At 69.0% G+C, this 16,159-nt stretch carries 12 protein-coding genes; 10 read left to right on the plus strand and 2 right to left on the minus strand.

Translation table 11 applies throughout. The features are described from left to right. Positions 1 to 354 precede the first annotated feature (354 nt). The 3 genes from ACZ4UV_RS25840 (at position 355) to ACZ4UV_RS25850 (ending at position 3,604) form a co-directional block, all read left to right on the plus strand. On the plus strand, positions 355 to 1,038 hold the full coding sequence (locus tag ACZ4UV_RS25840) for a PadR family transcriptional regulator (RefSeq protein WP_351491802.1): 684 nt from the start codon (positions 355 to 357) through the stop codon (positions 1,036 to 1,038). A gap of 43 nt (positions 1,039 to 1,081) precedes the next feature. After that, on the plus strand, positions 1,082 to 2,164 hold the full coding sequence (locus tag ACZ4UV_RS25845; protein ID WP_351491805.1) for an inositol-3-phosphate synthase: 1,083 nt from the start codon (positions 1,082 to 1,084) through the stop codon (positions 2,162 to 2,164). A 138-nt stretch (positions 2,165 to 2,302) separates the two neighbouring features. After that, entirely contained in the window at positions 2,303 to 3,604 is a 1,302-nt protein-coding gene (locus ACZ4UV_RS25850; RefSeq protein ID WP_451016183.1) for an MFS transporter, read from the plus strand. 89 nt (positions 3,605 to 3,693) lie between these two features. On the opposite strand, the gene ACZ4UV_RS25855 is transcribed toward ACZ4UV_RS25850, so the two are convergent. Next, complete coding sequence (locus ACZ4UV_RS25855; RefSeq protein ID WP_451016184.1) at positions 3,694 to 5,136, minus strand: CCA tRNA nucleotidyltransferase; 1,443 nt, start codon at positions 5,134 to 5,136, stop codon at positions 3,694 to 3,696. Positions 5,137 to 5,424: 288 nt separating this feature from the next. Here ACZ4UV_RS25855 and ACZ4UV_RS25860 point away from each other — a divergent pair, with 288 nt between their 5' ends. From ACZ4UV_RS25860 to trxA, 7 genes are all read left to right on the plus strand, one after another. Further along, positions 5,425 to 7,878, plus strand: a complete 2,454-nt coding sequence (locus tag ACZ4UV_RS25860; protein ID WP_451016185.1) for a DUF6049 family protein — start codon at positions 5,425 to 5,427, stop codon at positions 7,876 to 7,878. A 46-nt stretch (positions 7,879 to 7,924) separates the two neighbouring features. After that, a complete protein-coding gene (murJ, locus tag ACZ4UV_RS25865) occupies positions 7,925 to 10,246 on the plus strand; it encodes a murein biosynthesis integral membrane protein MurJ (protein ID WP_451016186.1) in 2,322 nt (773 codons plus the stop codon). A gap of 118 nt (positions 10,247 to 10,364) precedes the next feature. Continuing rightward, positions 10,365 to 12,089 (plus strand): protein kinase family protein, encoded by a 1,725-nt coding sequence (locus ACZ4UV_RS25870; protein WP_390043897.1) that lies wholly within the window; start codon positions 10,365 to 10,367, stop codon positions 12,087 to 12,089. A 35-nt stretch (positions 12,090 to 12,124) separates the two neighbouring features. Next, entirely contained in the window at positions 12,125 to 12,850 is a 726-nt protein-coding gene (sigM, locus tag ACZ4UV_RS25875; protein WP_451016187.1) for an RNA polymerase sigma factor SigM, read from the plus strand. Next, positions 12,847 to 13,740 carry an anti-sigma factor family protein gene (locus ACZ4UV_RS25880; RefSeq protein ID WP_467840998.1) on the plus strand — a complete coding sequence of 298 codons (894 nt, stop codon included), beginning with the start codon at positions 12,847 to 12,849 and terminating at the stop codon, positions 13,738 to 13,740. Before sigM ends, ACZ4UV_RS25880 begins: the two co-directional genes overlap by 4 nt. Positions 13,741 to 13,935: 195 nt before the next feature. After that, positions 13,936 to 14,904, plus strand: a complete 969-nt coding sequence (gene trxB, locus ACZ4UV_RS25885; protein ID WP_390043903.1) for a thioredoxin-disulfide reductase — start codon at positions 13,936 to 13,938, stop codon at positions 14,902 to 14,904. A 45-nt stretch (positions 14,905 to 14,949) separates the two neighbouring features. Beyond that, the gene (gene trxA, locus ACZ4UV_RS25890) at positions 14,950 to 15,282 is read left to right on the plus strand and encodes a thioredoxin (protein ID WP_089100462.1); all 333 of its coding nucleotides are present in this window, start codon (positions 14,950 to 14,952) and stop codon (positions 15,280 to 15,282) included. Between the two features lie 52 nt (positions 15,283 to 15,334). Here trxA and ACZ4UV_RS25895 read toward each other — a convergent pair whose 3' ends face one another. Beyond that, positions 15,335 to 15,952: a GNAT family N-acetyltransferase gene (locus ACZ4UV_RS25895; protein ID WP_467841002.1), complete on the minus strand. Its 618-nt coding sequence runs from the start codon at positions 15,950 to 15,952 to the stop codon at positions 15,335 to 15,337. Positions 15,953 to 16,159 lie beyond the last annotated feature (207 nt).

Consider the following 16,159-nt stretch of genomic DNA (forward strand, 5'->3'; position numbering starts at 1 on the left):
TACTCCTCGGGCAGGCGCACCCGTGGGCGCCTGGAACGGCGGCTGATTTCCGGTCCCCCCGAAATACGGATGTGGTCGGTCCTGCATTCACCCGTACGGCACCGAGGACGTGGACGCCCCCCAGGCGTCACATGGTTCCCGGTGGTGTGCATGCCGCACAGACTACGCACCAGCAAAACCCGCCGAGCTTCGAAGTTCACCCCAAATCAGGCAAGTTGCCTCCAACGAATCGGTGATGTGATCCCGTTCACCGTCGTTCCTCTTGTCGCACGGGGAAAGCCGATCTATCGTCGTGATGTATCGAGTCGATACATCAGAGCGAGATAAGCGAGCCGCGGACGAGAGGAGGCGACCATGAGCCGGCGCTCCGGCATCCTTGAGTTCGCCGTCCTCGGCCTGCTCCGCGAGTCCCCGATGCACGGCTATGAGCTGCGGAAACGGCTCAACACATCACTCGGCGTGTTCCGTGCGTTCAGCTACGGAACGCTCTACCCCTGCCTCAAGACGCTGGTCGCCAACGGCTGGTTGATCGAGGAACCGGGAAGTACCGCCGAGGACGCACTCGCCGCGCCGCTCGCCGGCCGCCGTGCCAAGATCGTCTACCGGTTGACGGCGGAAGGTAAGGAGCACTTCGAGGAGCTCCTGTCGCAGACCGGCCCCGACGCGTACGAGGACGAGCACTTCGCTGCGCGGTTCGCCTTCTTCGGGCAGACCTCCCGCGATGTGCGGATGCGCGTACTGGAGGGCCGCCGCAGCCGGCTGGAGGAGCGCCTCGAGAAGATGCGCGCCTCGCTGGCGCGCACCCGGGAGCGCCTCGACGACTACACGCTTGAGCTCCAGCGCCACGGGATGGAGTCCGTGGAGCGCGAAGTGCGCTGGCTGAACGAGCTCATCGAGAGCGAGCGGGCCGGGCGGGACCTGAAGGGTTCCGCCTCCGGGGGGTCCGCTCAGCAGAACACCACCAATGGAGCGCCGGGCGCCCTGCCCCGGTCCGGGGATTCCCTCCGGCCGGATGCGTCCGACGACACCGCCACGTGAGACCCGTTCAGGGCCTCACTCGTACACACAGGGAGCAACCGGAATGGGTTCGGTTCGCGTAGCCATCGTCGGTGTGGGCAACTGCGCCGCATCGCTGGTGCAGGGCGTCGAGTACTACAAGGACGCCGACCCGGCGTCCAAGGTCCCCGGCCTGATGCACGTGCAGTTCGGCGACTACCACGTCAAGGACGTGGAGTTCGTCGCCGCGTTCGACGTGGACGCCAAGAAGGTCGGCCTTGACCTGGCGGACGCCATCGGCGCCTCCGAGAACAACACCATCAAGATCTGCGACGTGCCCAACACCGGTGTCACCGTGCAGCGCGGCCACACCCTCGACGGTCTCGGCAAGTACTACCGCCAGACCATCGAGGAGTCCGAGGCCGAGCCGGTCGACGTCGTCCAGATCCTCAAGGACAAGCAGGTCGACGTCCTCGTCTGCTACCTGCCCGTCGGTTCCGAGGACGCGGCGAAGTTCTACGCCCAGTGCGCCATCGACGCCAAGGTCGCCTTCGTCAACGCCCTCCCGGTCTTCATCGCCGGCACCAAGGAGTGGGCGGACAAGTTCACCGAGGCCGGTGTGCCGATCGTCGGTGACGACATCAAGTCTCAGGTCGGCGCCACGATCACGCACCGCGTCATGGCGAAGCTCTTCGAGGACCGGGGCGTCATCCTGGACCGCACGATGCAGCTGAACGTCGGCGGCAACATGGACTTCAAGAACATGCTGGAGCGCGAGCGCCTGGAGTCCAAGAAGATCTCCAAGACGCAGGCCGTCACCTCCCAGATCCCCGACCGGGACCTCGGCGAGAAGAACGTCCACATCGGCCCGTCCGACTACGTCGCCTGGCTCGACGACCGCAAGTGGGCGTACGTCCGCCTGGAGGGCCGCGCCTTCGGTGACGTCCCGCTGAACCTGGAGTACAAGCTCGAGGTCTGGGACTCCCCGAACTCCGCCGGTGTCATCATCGACGCCCTGCGCGCCGCGAAGATCGCCAAGGACCGCGGCATCGGCGGCCCGATCCTCTCGGCGTCCAGCTACTTCATGAAGTCCCCGCCGGTCCAGTACTTCGACGACGAGGCCCGCGAGAACGTGGAGAAGTTCATCCGCGGCGACGTCGAGCGCTGACCCGGCACCCCGCCGGGCACTGAAGCTCCACAGCTCAAGCTCGTAAAAATCGCTCCTGCCAGGGCTCAGAGGGTCCCCGGGTCATCCGATCCGGGGACCCTTCCCCTGTGCACGGCCCCATATGTGAGGCTGTGCCCCATGCCCGTCGTCCGCGACCTGCGTGTCCTGCTGCGCCTGCGGAACTTCCGCCGTCTACTCGTCATACGCCTGCTCTCCCAGGGGGCCGACGGCGTCTACCAGGTCGCCCTCGCCGCCTACGTCGTCTTCTCCCCGGAGAAGCAGACCTCGCCTGCCGCGATCGCCTCGGCCATGGCCGTCCTGCTCCTCCCGTACTCCCTCGTGGGCCCCTTCGCCGGCGTCCTGCTGGATCGCTGGCGCCGCCGCCAGATCTTCCTCTACGGCAATCTGCTGCGCGCACTGCTGGCCGCGGCCACCGCCGTCCTCATGGTCAGCGAAGTCCCCGACTGGCTCTTCTACGCGTCCGCCCTGTGCGTCACGGCCGTCAACCGCTTCGTCCTCTCCGGCCTGTCGGCCGCGCTGCCACGAGTGGTCGACACCGACCGGCTGGTGATCGCCAACTCCCTCTCCCCGACCGCCGGCACCCTCGCCGCGACCGCCGGCGGCGGCCTCGCCTTCGCCGTGCGGCTGGTGGCCTCGGATTCCGATGCGGCGGTGGTGTCGCTGGGCGCCACGCTGTACCTGGGCGCGGCCCTCGCCTCCCTGTCCATGGCTCCCGACCTCCTCGGCCCGGACCGGCACACGGCCCAGCCGAACCTGAGAACGGCCGTGATCACCACGGCACGGGACCTGCTGGAGGCGATTCGGCATCTCGCCGCACCGCGCCGTCGTGAGGCGGCCTGGGCACTGGCCGGCATGACGGCGATGCGCTTCTGCTACGGCGCACTGCTCGTCCTGGTTCTGATGCTGTGCCGGTACGCCCTCTCCTCCGACCCGGACGACGGACTCGGGTTGCTGGGGCTGGCCCTGGGCATCTCCGGCGCGGGCTTCTTCGCCGCCGCCGTGGTGACGCCATGGGCCGCGGGGCGCCTCGGCCCCGGCCGCTGGATCGTCGTATGCGCCGCGTCGGCCGCCGTGCTGGAGCCCGCCCTGGGCCTCCCGTTCACGACCGTCCCCATGCTCGTCGCCGCCTTCGTCCTCGGACTCATCACCCAGGGCGCGAAGATCGCCACGGACACCCTCGTGCAATCGTCCGTCGACGACGGCTTCCGCGGTCGGATCTTCTCCGTCTACGACGTCCTCTTCAACGTCGCCTTTGTCGGGGCCGCCGCAGTAGCCGCGCTGATGCTTCCACCGGACGGCCGCTCCGCGCCCCTGATCATCACGGTCGCCCTCGTCTACGCAGTGGTTGCTGCGGCAATGGCCCGCTTCGAGCAGGACCGCCGACCGCAGCAGGATCACGCACCCCGCAGTGAAGAGTGAAGAGGGGCGATGTTTCACGTGAAACATCGCCCCTCGTTGCGTCACAGCGGGGTCATGTTTCACGTGAAACATGACCCCGCTGTGCGCTCTCAGCCCTGCTCGGCCCACCACTCCTTGAGTGCGGTCACCGCTGCGTCGTGCCCCATCGGCCCGTTCTCCAGCCGAAGCTCCAGCATGTGCTTGTAGGCCTTGCCGACCTCCGGGCCGGGGCGGATACCCAGGATCTCCATGATCTGGTTGCCGTCGAGGTCCGGGCGGATCGCATCGAGCTCCTCCTTCTCCTGGAGTTCGGCGATGCGCTGCTCCAAGCCGTCGTAGGCACGGGAGAGCGCCGCGGCCCTGCGCTTGTTGCGAGTGGTGCAGTCGGACCGGGTGAGCTTGTGCAGACGGTCCAGCAGCGGGCCCGCATCACGGACGTAGCGGCGGACCGCCGAGTCCGTCCACTCCCCGGTGCCGTAGCCGTGGAAGCGCAGGTGGAGTTCGACCAGCTGCGAGACGTCCTTCACCAGTTCGTTGGAGTACTTCAACGCCGTCATGCGCTTCTTGGTCATCTTCGCTCCGACCACCTCGTGGTGGTGGAACGAGACCCTGCCGTCGTCCTCGAAGCGGCGGGTGCGCGGCTTGCCGATGTCGTGCAGCAGAGCGGCGAGCCGGAGGGTGAGGTCGGGACCGTTGTCCTCCAGCGCCATGGCCTGTTCCAGGACGATCAGCGTGTGGTCGTAGACGTCCTTGTGCCGGTGGTGCTCGTCACTCTCCAGACGCAGAGCGGGCAGCTCGGGCAGGACATGCTCGGCGAGGCCGGTGTCGACGAGCAGGGTCAGCCCCTTGCGGGGGTGAGCCGAGAGGATCAGCTTGTTCAGCTCGTCCCGGACCCGCTCGGCCGAGACGATCTCCAGGCGGCCGGCCATGTCCTTCATCGCCGCGACGACCTCGGAAGCCACCTCGAAGTCGAGCTGCGCGGCGAAGCGGGCGGCCCGCATCATCCGCAATGGGTCGTCCGAGAAGGAGTCCTCGGGCGTCCCCGGGGTACGCAGCACACGCAGTGCGAGATCTTCGAGACCGCCGTGAGGGTCGATGAAGTCCTTCTCCGGCAGCGCCACCGCCATCGCGTTGACCGAGAAGTCGCGACGGACGAGGTCCTCCTCGATGGAGTCCCCGTACGACACCTCGGGCTTGCGCGAGGTGCGGTCGTAGGCCTCGGAACGGTAGGTGGTGACCTCGATCTGGTAGCCCTGCTTCTGCGCACCCACCGTGCCGAAGGCGATCCCGACCTCCCAGACGGCGTCCGCCCAGGGCCGGACGATCTTCAATACGTCCTCGGGGCGAGCGTCGGTCGTGAAGTCCAGGTCGTTGCCGAGCCGGCCCAGCAGCGCGTCCCGAACCGAGCCGCCGACCAGGGCAAGGGAGAACCCGGCCTCCTGGAATCGGCGGGCGAGGTCGTCGGCGACGGGCGCCACCCGCAGCAGTTCGCTCACCGCGCGCTGCTGCGCCTGGCTCAGGACAGTGGGAGTGTCTTCATTGGCGTTCGGCACAACAGAACAGAGTACGTGCCCCAGACGGTCCGAAGCGCCTCCGTATTCCGGCAGCGCCCCATGGAGAGCCCCTCTGCGCAGGGGGTGGGACATCTCACTCCGTACCCGCACAAGCACAGTTTTCGCCGCTTAACAGAGCCTCCCGACGATACTGGATATAGGGGACACGCCGATCCGCTTTCCCGATCTTGTGAGGCAGACCGCGGCACTTCCGTTCAGCACACCTCGTTACCATGCGTGGACGCACATTCCGACGACCACTGACGACGACGAGGGACGGACGAGCGCGTGGCCGAGGCGGCAGACTTCCAGGGGACGCCCTCACCTGCCCGCCGCTGGCTGCGGCGCACCGGGGCACTGCTCGCGGGTGCGCCCCTGCTGGCCGGACTGATGCAGCTGCCCGCGGCGGTGCCGGCGCAGGCGGCCGGCTCGGACACCGTGTCCGTCGCCCTGGACTCGCTGAGCCCCAGCGCCCCCAACGACGGGGACACGCTGACGGTCTCCGGCACGGTGACCAACAACGGCAAGCAGGCCGTCACGGACGCGCACGTGGACCTGCGGGTGGGCTCCCTGCTCAGCACCCGCTCCGAGATCGACACGGCCGCCCGGCACTCCGAGGACCTCCAGTCGGGCCTGGGCACCGAGGTCGGCGGCAAGTACACCGAGGACTTCGACTCGCTCCCGTCGGGCGTCGCCGAGCACTTCAGCATCTCCGTGCCGGTCGACAAGCTGGACCTCGGCCAGGACGGCGTGTACCAGTTCGGCGTCTCGCTGTCCGGTAAGACCTCCGCGCAGCAGTGGGACCAGGTTCTCGGCATCCAGCGGACGTTCCTGCCGTGGCAGTCCTCCGAGGCCGACACGAAGACGAAGACGACGTATCTCTGGCCGCTGATCTCCACCGTCCACGTGACGGCGAAGACGGGCGCCGGCGAACTGCAGACGCCCGTCTTCCAGAACGACGACCTCGCCAAGGAGATCGCGCCCGGCGGCCGGCTGGCCCAGATGCTGGCGCTCGGCAAGGATCTCGATGTCACCTGGGTGATCGACCCGGATCTGCTGGCCTCCGTGGACGCGATGACGCGCAACTACCGGATCCAGGGCGCCGGCGACACCACCACGGCCGGCACCCACCAGGCGGTGGCCAAGCAGTTCCTGGCCGACCTCCAGGAGGCGGTGGCGGACAAGGAGGTGGTGGCCCTCCCCTTCGCGGACCCGGACCTGGCCTCCCTCGCCCACAACGGCACCAGCGTGACCGGCTCGCTGAGCCACCTCAAGGACGCCACCGACGTCGCCACCATCACCGTGAAGACCGTGCTCCATGTCACACCGAGCACCGACTTCGCGTGGCCCGTGGACGGCGCCGTTGACCCCTCGATCATCAAGGTCGCCACCTCGGCGGGTGCCGACAAGGTGATCGCCCGCAGCGACAGCCTCCAGGAGACCGGCGGGCTCACCTACACGCCCTCGGCGGCGCGCCCGATCGGCGGCGGCACGACGGCGGTGGTCGCCGACGCGCGGCTGTCCACGGCGTTCGAGGGCGATCTGACGAACGCCGACTCGGCCACGCTCGCCGTGCAGCAGTTCCTCGCCCAGAGCCTCGCGCTGAACACCCAGACCGGCAAGCAGCGCAGCATCGTCGTCGCCCCGCAACGGATGCCGACGGCAAGCCAGGCCCAGGCGATGGCAACGGCGATCACCGCGCTGCAGGACAGCAACTGGTCGCAGTCGCAGGAACTCGCGGCGGCCGCCAAGGCCAAGCCCGACCCCGGCGCGACCACGAAGATCCCCTCGTCGTCCGCGTACCCCTCCGCACTGCGCAAGCAGGAGCTGCCCCGGACGGCCTTCGAGCAGATCGCCCGCACCCAGGACAAGCTCGACAACTTCCAGGTGATCCTCACCGACGAGTCCCGGGTGGTGACCCCCTTCGGGCGGGCCATAAACCGCGAGATGTCCACGTCGTGGCGGGGCCGCGGCAGCGCGGCGGACAGCTTCCGCACGAGCGTGGAGTCCTGGCTCGACGACCTCACCGGTCAGGTCAAGCTGATCGACAAGTCCGAGACCAAGCTCTCCGGCCGCAGCGCCACCATCCCGGTGACCGTCCAGAACAACCTGGTCCAGGGCGTCGACCACCTGGTGCTGCGGCTCACCTCGACCATGCCGACCCGACTGGAGATCGGCGGCAAGCCCTACTACGAGCAGCCCGTCGAGGTCTCCGGCGGCCACAGCCAGTCCGTGAAGTTCTCCACCTCGGCCAACGCCAACGGCCGGGTCGAGGTCACCGCCCAGCTGTACACCGAGGACGGCCAGGAGTACGGCGCGCCCGTCAGGTTCGACGTGAAGGTCACCGAGGTCACGCCGACGGTGATGCTGGTCATCGGCGGCGGCGTGCTGCTGCTGGTGCTCGCCGGCTTCCGTATGTACACCCAGCGCAAGCGGGCGGCCGCCCGCCGGGCCGAGGAGGGCGACGGCCCCGACGAGACGGGCGAGGACACCCCGGACGCTCCCGACGCCCCGGAGACCCCTGGCACCTCGGAGGCCGCCGACGTCCCGGAGGCCGAGAACCCGGAGGACACCAAGGACGCCGACGGACCGGGGAACCCCGCTGCCCGTGGGGATCGTCTCCACGAGGAGTCCGTCGCCCGGTCCGGGGAAGACGACCCGGAGCAGCCGAGTGACCCGACACCGGACACCGCACCGGAAAGCGCCGACCCGTCCGAGACGGGTGAGAGAGTGGACCGTTGAGCGATGTCGTGGCCGGTGGGCCCGGGACGATGAGGTAGGGGTAACCATGAACGCGCCGTACGACGGTGAAAGCGGCCAGGGCGCGGCCGGTTCGGGCTACCCCGAGCCGCCGCCGGAGCCCGGCCAGGTCCCGCCGCAGCACGCGGCTGACATGTACCTCCAGGACGCCTACGACCAGGACCCCTACCGGGCACGCGACCTCTCCGCCCAGGACCCTGTCGCCGAGGCACTCTACGACCGTGCCGCGCACCCCCCGCCTGCGCCGGGCAGCTACCCGCAGCAGCCGCTGTACGGGCAGCCCGCCCAGTCGCCCTACGCCCCCGACCCGCACGTGTGGGCCCAGACCCCGGCGCCGGAGCCGGACAGGCCGAGCCAGTACCTGCCGTACGGCGACAACCCGCGCACGACCCAGTTCGTGGGCGTGGACGACCTGGTCTCGCACTCCGGTGAGGAGCACCACGAGCCGGACGCCTTCGCTCATCTCTTCCGCGACCAGCAGCAGAACGGCTACCGCGAACAGCAGCAGAGCGGCTACCGGGATCCGCAGCAGGGCGGCGGCCGGCTGCCGTCGGAGCCCCCGGCGGTTCCGGGTCCGGCGGCCGCCCCGGGAGGGCCCGCACAGGTGCCGCCGTACCAGGCACCGACGCCACCGGCTGCCCCGACGGCCGCGGTCGACCAGACCCTGAACCTCGGTGCCGTTCCCGCCGCGGCCCCGGCCCCCGTCGCGGCGAAGAAGGGCGGCAAGGCCGCGGGGCTGCTCAAGTCGAGCGCCGTGATGGCGGCAGGGACGATGGTCTCCCGCCTCACCGGCTTCGTCCGCTCCGCGCTGATCGTCTCCGCGCTGGGCGTCGGCCTCCTCGGCGACACCTTCCAGGTCGCCTACCAGCTGCCGACGATGATCTACATCCTCACCGTCGGCGGCGGCCTCAACTCCGTCTTCGTGCCGCAGCTGGTGCGGGCCATGAAGGAGGACGACGACGGCGGCGAGGCCTTCGCCAACCGTCTGCTGACCCTCGTCATGGTGGCGCTGGGCCTGCTCACCGCGGCCACCATCGCGGCCGCGCCCTTCCTCATCCGGCTGCTGTCCGACTCGGTCGCCAGCGACCCGGCGGCCAACGAGGTCGGCATCACCTTCGTCCGCTACTTCCTGCCCTCGATCTTCTTCATGGGCATCCACGTGGTGATGGGTCAGATCCTCAACGCCCGCGGCAAGTTCGGCGCGATGATGTGGACCCCTGTCCTCAACAACATCGTCATCATCGTCACCCTCGGCCTGTTCATCTGGGTCTACGGCACCGCCGCGCACTCCGGCATGAAGGTCACGACCATTCCGCCGGAGGGCCAGCGACTGCTCGGCCTCGGCGTGCTGCTCGGGCTCGTGGTCCAGGCCCTGGCGATGATCCCCTACCTACGCGAGACCGGGTTCCGGCTGCGGCTGCGCTTCGACTGGCGGGGCCACGGCCTCGGCAAGGCCGCAACCCTCGCCAAGTGGACCGTGCTGTTCGTCCTCGCCAACCAGGCGGGCGCGCTCGTCGTCTCCCAGCTGTCCACCTCGGCCGGCAAGAGCTCCCCGGTCGACGGCACCGGCTTCGCCGCCTACGCCAACGCCCAGCTGATCTGGGGCCTGCCGCAGGCCATCATCACGGTCTCCCTGATGGCCGCCCTGCTGCCGCGGATCTCCCGCTCGGCCGCCGAGAACGACACGGGCGCCGTCCGCGACGACATCTCCCAGGGCCTCAGGACGACCGCCGTCGCGATCGTCCCCATCTCCTTTGGCTTCCTGGCCCTCGGCATCCCGATGTGCACCCTGATCTTCGGTTCCTCGGGCGTCAGCGAAGCCACCAACATGGGGTTCATGCTGATGGCCTTCGCCCTCGGCCTGATCCCCTACTCGGTGCAGTACGTCGTCCTGCGCGCCTTCTACGCCTACGAAGACACCCGCACCCCCTTCTACAACACGGTCATCGTCGCGGCGGTCAACGCGGGCGCCTCGGTCGCCTGTTACCTGCTGCTCCCGGCCCGCTGGGCGGTGGCCGGCATGGCGGCCTCCTACGGCCTGGCCTACGCGATCGGCGTCGGGGTGGCCTGGCGGCGGCTGCGCAAGCGGCTCGGCGGCGACCTGGACGGCTCCCGGGTCACCCGCACCTACGCCAGGCTCTGCATCGCCTCCGTACCGGCCGCGCTGCTCAGTGGTGCGGCCTGCTACGGCATCGGCCACACTCTGGGGCAGGGCGTGATCGGTTCCTTCGCCGCGCTGGTGGCCGGCGGGGCGGTCCTGCTCGGCGTCTTCTACGTCGCCGCGCGCCGCATGCGCATCGAGGAGCTCAACTCCCTCGTGGGTATGGTGCGCGGGCGTCTGGGTCGTTGAGGCGGGGGTAAGCGCACAACCATCGTTCGCCGCCGCGTGTCGTGCATAGCGGGGGACTGTGGGCACAATTGGTTTCGGCGTCGTACAGCGTGCAACGGATGGGGAGGCAGGAACGACGGTGGCGGAACGGAGCACGGCTGCCGTCGACGTGGCAGACAACAGCGGTGACGAGCCGCTGACCGCCAAGGCGGACCAGTCCACGGCCGACGGGGTGGCCAAGAACCCGGAGCGGGACACGGACAGCGACGAAGCACAGGGAAACGGCATGGCCGCGGGTGCTGAGAAGCAGGCCGCACCCCCTGAACTGCACAGCGGGCACAAGCTCGCCAGACGCTACCGTCTTGAGGAGTGCGTCACCCGTCTGGACGGATTCAGCAGTTGGCGTGCGGTCGACGAGAAACTTCGCCGTGCCGTCGGCGTCCACATCCTGCCGGCCGACCATCCGCGGACCCGTGCGGTGCTGGCCGCCGCCCGCTCCGCCGCGCTGCTCGGGGACCCGCGCTTCGTGCAGGTCCTGGACGCCGTCGAGGAGAACGACCTCGTCTATGTCGTCCACGAGTGGCTGCCGGACGCCACGGAGCTGACCGCACTGCTGGCCGCCGGACCGCTGGAGCCGCACGACGCCTACCAGATGGTCAGTCAGATCGCCTCCGCCATGGCGGCCGCGCACCGCGAGGGGCTGGCCCATCTCCGCCTGAACCCGAACGCCGTGCTGCGCACCTCCACGGGGCAGTGGCGCATCCGCGGCCTCGCGGTGAACGCGGCGCTGCGCGGTATCAGTTCCGACACCCCGCAGCGCACCGACACCGAGGCGATCGGCGCCCTGCTGTACGCGGCGCTGACCCAGCGCTGGCCCTACGAGAGCGACGCCTACGGTCTGGCCGGGCTGCCCAAGGACATCGGTCTGATCGCACCCGACCAGGTGCGTGCCGGCGTCCACCGCGGCCTGTCCGAGCTCGCCATGCGGGCTCTGGTCAACGACGGCGCCACCGCTTCCCGCCACGAGTCCGCGTGCACCACGCCGGAGGAGCTGGTCAAGGCGATCGGCGAGATGCCCCGCATCCGTCCGCCGGAGCCGGCGTTCACGGCACCGCCCGAGTACCAGCGCACCACGTACCAGCAGGGCACCTACGGCCGTCCCACGCCGCCCGGCGTGACACAGCCGCTCCAGGCCCCGCCGCCACCGCTCCAGAGCCGCACCGGCAAGGCGCTGAAGTGGGCCGTCTCGGCCCTCCTCATCGCCGCCCTGGGCCTGGGCAGCTGGCAGCTCGCGGACGCCCTGATGGACCAGAGCGACAAGTCCGGCGGCGACACCACCAACACCCAGACGACGGACGACGGCGACAAGAACACCGCCAGCCCCGCGCCCGCCGCCACGATAAAGATCCAGAACGCCCAGGAGTACGTCGCCGAGGGCGAGGCCCAGCATCCGAACGACGTCAAGAAGACGTACGACGGCAGCACCTCGACCTACTGGAGGACGAACACCTTCGTGAGCGGACCGGAGCTCGCTCCGTACAAGCCGGGCGTGGGAATCGTCTACGACCTGGGGTCCGCCAAGGAACTCGCCACGGGAACCATCTCCCTTCGCTACTCTGGCGATCACACAACGGTCGCGCTGTACGCCGCCGACTCGCTGAGCCCGGGATCGATCAGCTCGATGACGCAGATCGGCAGCGTCACCACCACCGGGAACACCGCCACGGTGAAGGTCAGCAAGAAGGTGAAGAGCCAGTTCGTGCTCGTGTGGATCACCGCCGTGCCGAATTCGGGCGCGGATCCCGACGCGTACGCACAAGCCGGCTACAAGCAGGCCGTCACCGAGGTGAAGTTCACAGGCTGACGTCTCACCGGCAGCACCGAAGGCGGAGGGGGCAGATGGCGGAAGGCGCCGGATACGGCGGAGCGAGCGACCAGGAGCTACTCGCCCGCCATGTGGAAGGCGACCCCGATGCCTTCGGTGAGATCGTGCGCCGGCACCGGGACCGGCTCTGGGCGGTCGCCCTGCGGACCCTGGGGGACCGCGAGGAGGCCGCTGACGCCGTCCAGGACGCCCTCGTATCCGCCTACAGGGCCGCCCACACCTTCCGTGGCCAGTCGGCCGTCACAACGTGGCTGCACCGGATCACGGTCAACGCCTGCCTCGACCGCGCGCGCAAAGCGGCCTCCCGCAAGACCGCCCCGGTCGACGACACCGAGCGGCTGGAGCAGCTGCTGGAGCCGCATGAATCGGCCTCCGCTCCGGCCGAGCGGAACGATCTGCACCGCCAGCTCCTGGAAGCCCTCGGCACCCTGCCCCACGACCAGCGGGCCGCCCTCGTCCTGGTCGACATGCAGGGCTACCCGGTCGCCGAGGCGGCCCGGATCCTCGATGTGCCCACCGGGACGGTGAAGAGCCGGTGCGCTCGCGGCAGGGCCAGACTCCTGCCGCTGATCACCCATCTACGGCCGGAAAACACCGGTGACGAAAACGACCCGGCCCAGGCACGGAACCGGGCGGAGGGGACATCCGTCCCACCCGCAGCGGGGCATCAGGACGGGGGCCCGCAGGACACCGGGCCGAGTGATTCAGCCGCAGTGAAGGGCGGAGGTGGTCGAGCGTGACTTCGACGACAGACACGACCGAGCACCCGGACGTCGCGGAGATCTCCGACCTCACCGAGGGTCTGCTCCCACCCGCCCGGACGGAGGAAGTACGACAGCACCTGGACGGGTGCGGACTCTGCACCGACGTCCACACCTCGCTGGAGGAGATCCGGGGTCTGCTGGGCACACTGCCGGGCCCCCCGCGCATGCCGGCCGATGTCGCGGGCCGGATCGACGCCGCCCTCGCCGCCGAGGCTCTGCTGAACGCGACGGCGCCTGTGGCTCATGTTTCACGTGAAACATCTCCCCGCGAGACGCCGCCCCCCGGGGACCGCCCTGCCGGACGGCCAAGTGCCTCCGCCGGTCCCGGCCGCAAGGACCGCGGACATAACCGCGGCCGACGCCGCCGCACGGTCGTCCTCGGGACGGTCTTCACCGCCGCCGTTCTCGGCGCCGGTTCCTTCTTCCTGCAGTCTCTTGGCGGCGACGGGACCCCGACGGCTCAGAGCAAGCCGACGAACTCCGCCGGAACCTTCTCCAAGAGCACCCTTCCAGGCCAGGTGAAGGATCTCCTCGGCACGAAGCCGAGCACGCAGCGGGGCTCCCAGAAGCCCTTCAGCGTCGAGTCCCAGCCCAGCGGCCAACCGAACTCGACGCCAAGCCCGACGATCAAGCTGCAGCCCACGACACAGGTGCCTGTGTGCGTGCGCCAGGGCATCAGCCAGACCGACCTTGTCCTCGGCGCGAAAAAAGGGACCTACGAGGGCCATGACGCCTACCTCGTCGTGCTCCCCGACTCCTCCGATACCTCCCGGGTGACGGCATACATCGTCGACGCGTCCTGTGACAGCAAGGGGTCGGCTTCCCCCGGCAAGGTCCTCCTGACGGAGTCTCTGGCCCATCCCTGAGCGTCCCCCGGGGACAGCCTCAGAAGGGGTACGCATCGTCTCGCCCCAGCGTGGAAATCCGTACGGTGTGGGATGCCCGTGTGCCCGGACACACCGGGAATGCGCGCCCCTTAGGATCCGTTGGGTGGGGTGAGAGCTTCTGACAGAAGCTCCCACCGGTCGAATTGACGTAGACCAGAGACGAGGAATCAAGCCGTGAGCGACGTCCGTAACGTGATCATCATCGGCTCCGGGCCCGCCGGCTACACGGCGGCGCTCTACACCGCGCGCGCGTCGCTGAAGCCCCTGGTGTTCGAGGGGGCCGTCACCGCGGGCGGTGCCCTCATGAACACCACCGAGGTGGAGAACTTCCCGGGCTTCCGCGACGGCATCATGGGCCCCGAGCTCATGGACAACATGCGGGCGCAGGCCGAGCGCTTCGGCGCCGAGCTGATTCCGGACGACGTCGTCTCCGTCGACCTGACCGGTGAGATCAAGACCGTCACCGACACCGCCGGCACGGTCCACAAGGCGAAGGCCGTCATCGTCACCACCGGCTCCCAGCACCGCAAGCTCGGTCTGCCGAACGAGGACGCCCTCTCCGGACGCGGCGTCTCCTGGTGCGCCACCTGTGACGGGTTCTTCTTCAAGGACCAGGACATCGCCGTGATCGGCGGTGGCGACACCGCGATGGAGGAGGCCACCTTCCTCTCCCGGTTCGCCAAGTCCGTGACGATCGTCCACCGCCGGGACACCCTGCGCGCCTCCAAGGCGATGCAGGAGCGTGCCTTCGCCGACCCGAAGATCAAGTTCGCCTGGGACAGCGAGATCGCCGAGGTCCAGGGCGAGCAGAAGCTGGCCGGTCTGAAGCTGCGCAACGTCAAGACCGGTGAGCTCTCCGACCTGCCGGTCACCGGTCTGTTCATCGCGATCGGCCACGACCCGCGCACCGAGCTCTTCAAGGGCCAGCTGGACCTGGACGAGGAGGGCTACCTGAAGGTGGCATCTCCCTCGACGCACACCAACCTGACGGGTGTGTTCGCCGCCGGTGACGTGGTCGACCACACCTACCGCCAGGCCATCACTGCGGCCGGTACCGGCTGCTCCGCCGCTCTCGACGCCGAGCGTTTCCTCGCCGCCCTCGCGGACGAGGAGAAGGCCGAGCCCGAGAAGACCACCGTCTGACCATCCCCTTCCGCCCCACCGCACCATCAAGTAAAGGAGCCCGCCGTGGCCGGCACCCTGAAGCATGTGACCGACGCCGACTTCGAAGAGGTCGTCCTCAAGAGCGACAAGCCCGTCCTGGTGGACTTCTGGGCCGAGTGGTGCGGTCCGTGCCGCCAGATCGCCCCGTCGCTCGAGGCGATTGCCGCCGAGCACGGCGAGAAGATCGAGATCGTCAAGCTGAACATCGACGAGAACCCGAACACGGCCGCCAAGTACGGCGTCATGTCGATCCCGACCCTGAACGTGTACCAGGGTGGCGAGGTCGCCAAGACCATCGTCGGCGCCAAGCCGAAGGCGGCGCTTGTCCGCGACCTCGAGGACTTCATCGCCGAGTGATGTTTCACGTGAAACACGAATGGGCCAACCCTCAGGGGTTGGCCCATTCGCTTTAGAGCGGCCGTAGCGCCGGTTCCTTCTGTACAGCCCCCAGAAGCCGGTCGAGCGCCAGCTCCACGTCCTCTTTCCAGGAGAGCGTCGTCCGCAGCTCCAGCCGCAGCCGGGGGTGCGAGGGGTGCTGCCGGACCGTCTTGAAGCCCACCGCCAGCAGATGCTCGGCAGGGAGCAGACAGGCGGATTCCTTGTAGCGGGCGTCCCCGAACGCCTCGATCGCCTTGAAGCCCCGCCGCAGCAGATCCTTGGCGACCGTTTGCACCATCACACGTCCGAGCCCCTGCCCCTGATAGCCGGGCATGATGAAGCCGGTCATGAGCTGGACGGCGTCCGGTGACACCGGGCTCGTGGGGAACGCCGTGGACCGCGGGACGTAGGCGGGCGGAGCGTAGAGCACAAAGCCCACCGGTACGTCGTCGACATAGACGACTCGGCCGCACGATCCCCAGTCGAGCAGGACGGCGGAGATCCAGGATTCCTTCTCCAGCGCGGCCGTACCCGCTCTCACCGCTGCTTCGCTGCTGACGGGGTCCAGTTCCCAGAAGACACACGAGCGACAGCGCTGGGGAAGGTCCTCAAGGTTGTCCAGCGTGAGCGGTACGAGCCGGCGCCCCATGAAGGCTGTTCCTCGCTTCCTTCGCCCGCGGCGTCGCGAGCGGCTGACAGAGCGCTGCGTTCCCTGAGCAGACTGCCGAAGAATCCGACGGTCGCGCCCAGTCCCAGACCCGCGCTCACCAGTCCGGTGCGGCTCATCGATCGCATGGCCCACGCCTCTCTCAGAGGTACTGCCAGCTGCCAGGTGGATGCGCCATACCGAACGCAT

The sequence above is a fragment of the Streptomyces sp. NPDC028289 genome (assembly GCF_055565975.1).

What these genes read in the sequence shown, in the direction of transcription:
- sigM (WP_451016187.1), top strand. Translation starts at nt 12,125, where the DNA reads ATGGCGGAAGGCGCCGGATACGGCGGAGCGAGCGACCAGGAGCTACTC.
- ACZ4UV_RS25845 (WP_351491805.1), top strand. Translation starts at nt 1,082, where the DNA reads ATGGGTTCGGTTCGCGTAGCCATCGTCGGTGTGGGCAACTGCGCCGCA.
- ACZ4UV_RS25850 (WP_451016183.1), top strand. Translation starts at nt 2,303, where the DNA reads ATGCCCGTCGTCCGCGACCTGCGTGTCCTGCTGCGCCTGCGGAACTTC.
- murJ (WP_451016186.1), top strand. Translation starts at nt 7,925, where the DNA reads ATGAACGCGCCGTACGACGGTGAAAGCGGCCAGGGCGCGGCCGGTTCG.
- ACZ4UV_RS25895 (WP_467841002.1), bottom strand. Translation starts at nt 15,952, where the DNA reads ATGGGGCGCCGGCTCGTACCGCTCACGCTGGACAACCTTGAGGACCTT.
- ACZ4UV_RS25840 (WP_351491802.1), top strand. Translation starts at nt 355, where the DNA reads ATGAGCCGGCGCTCCGGCATCCTTGAGTTCGCCGTCCTCGGCCTGCTC.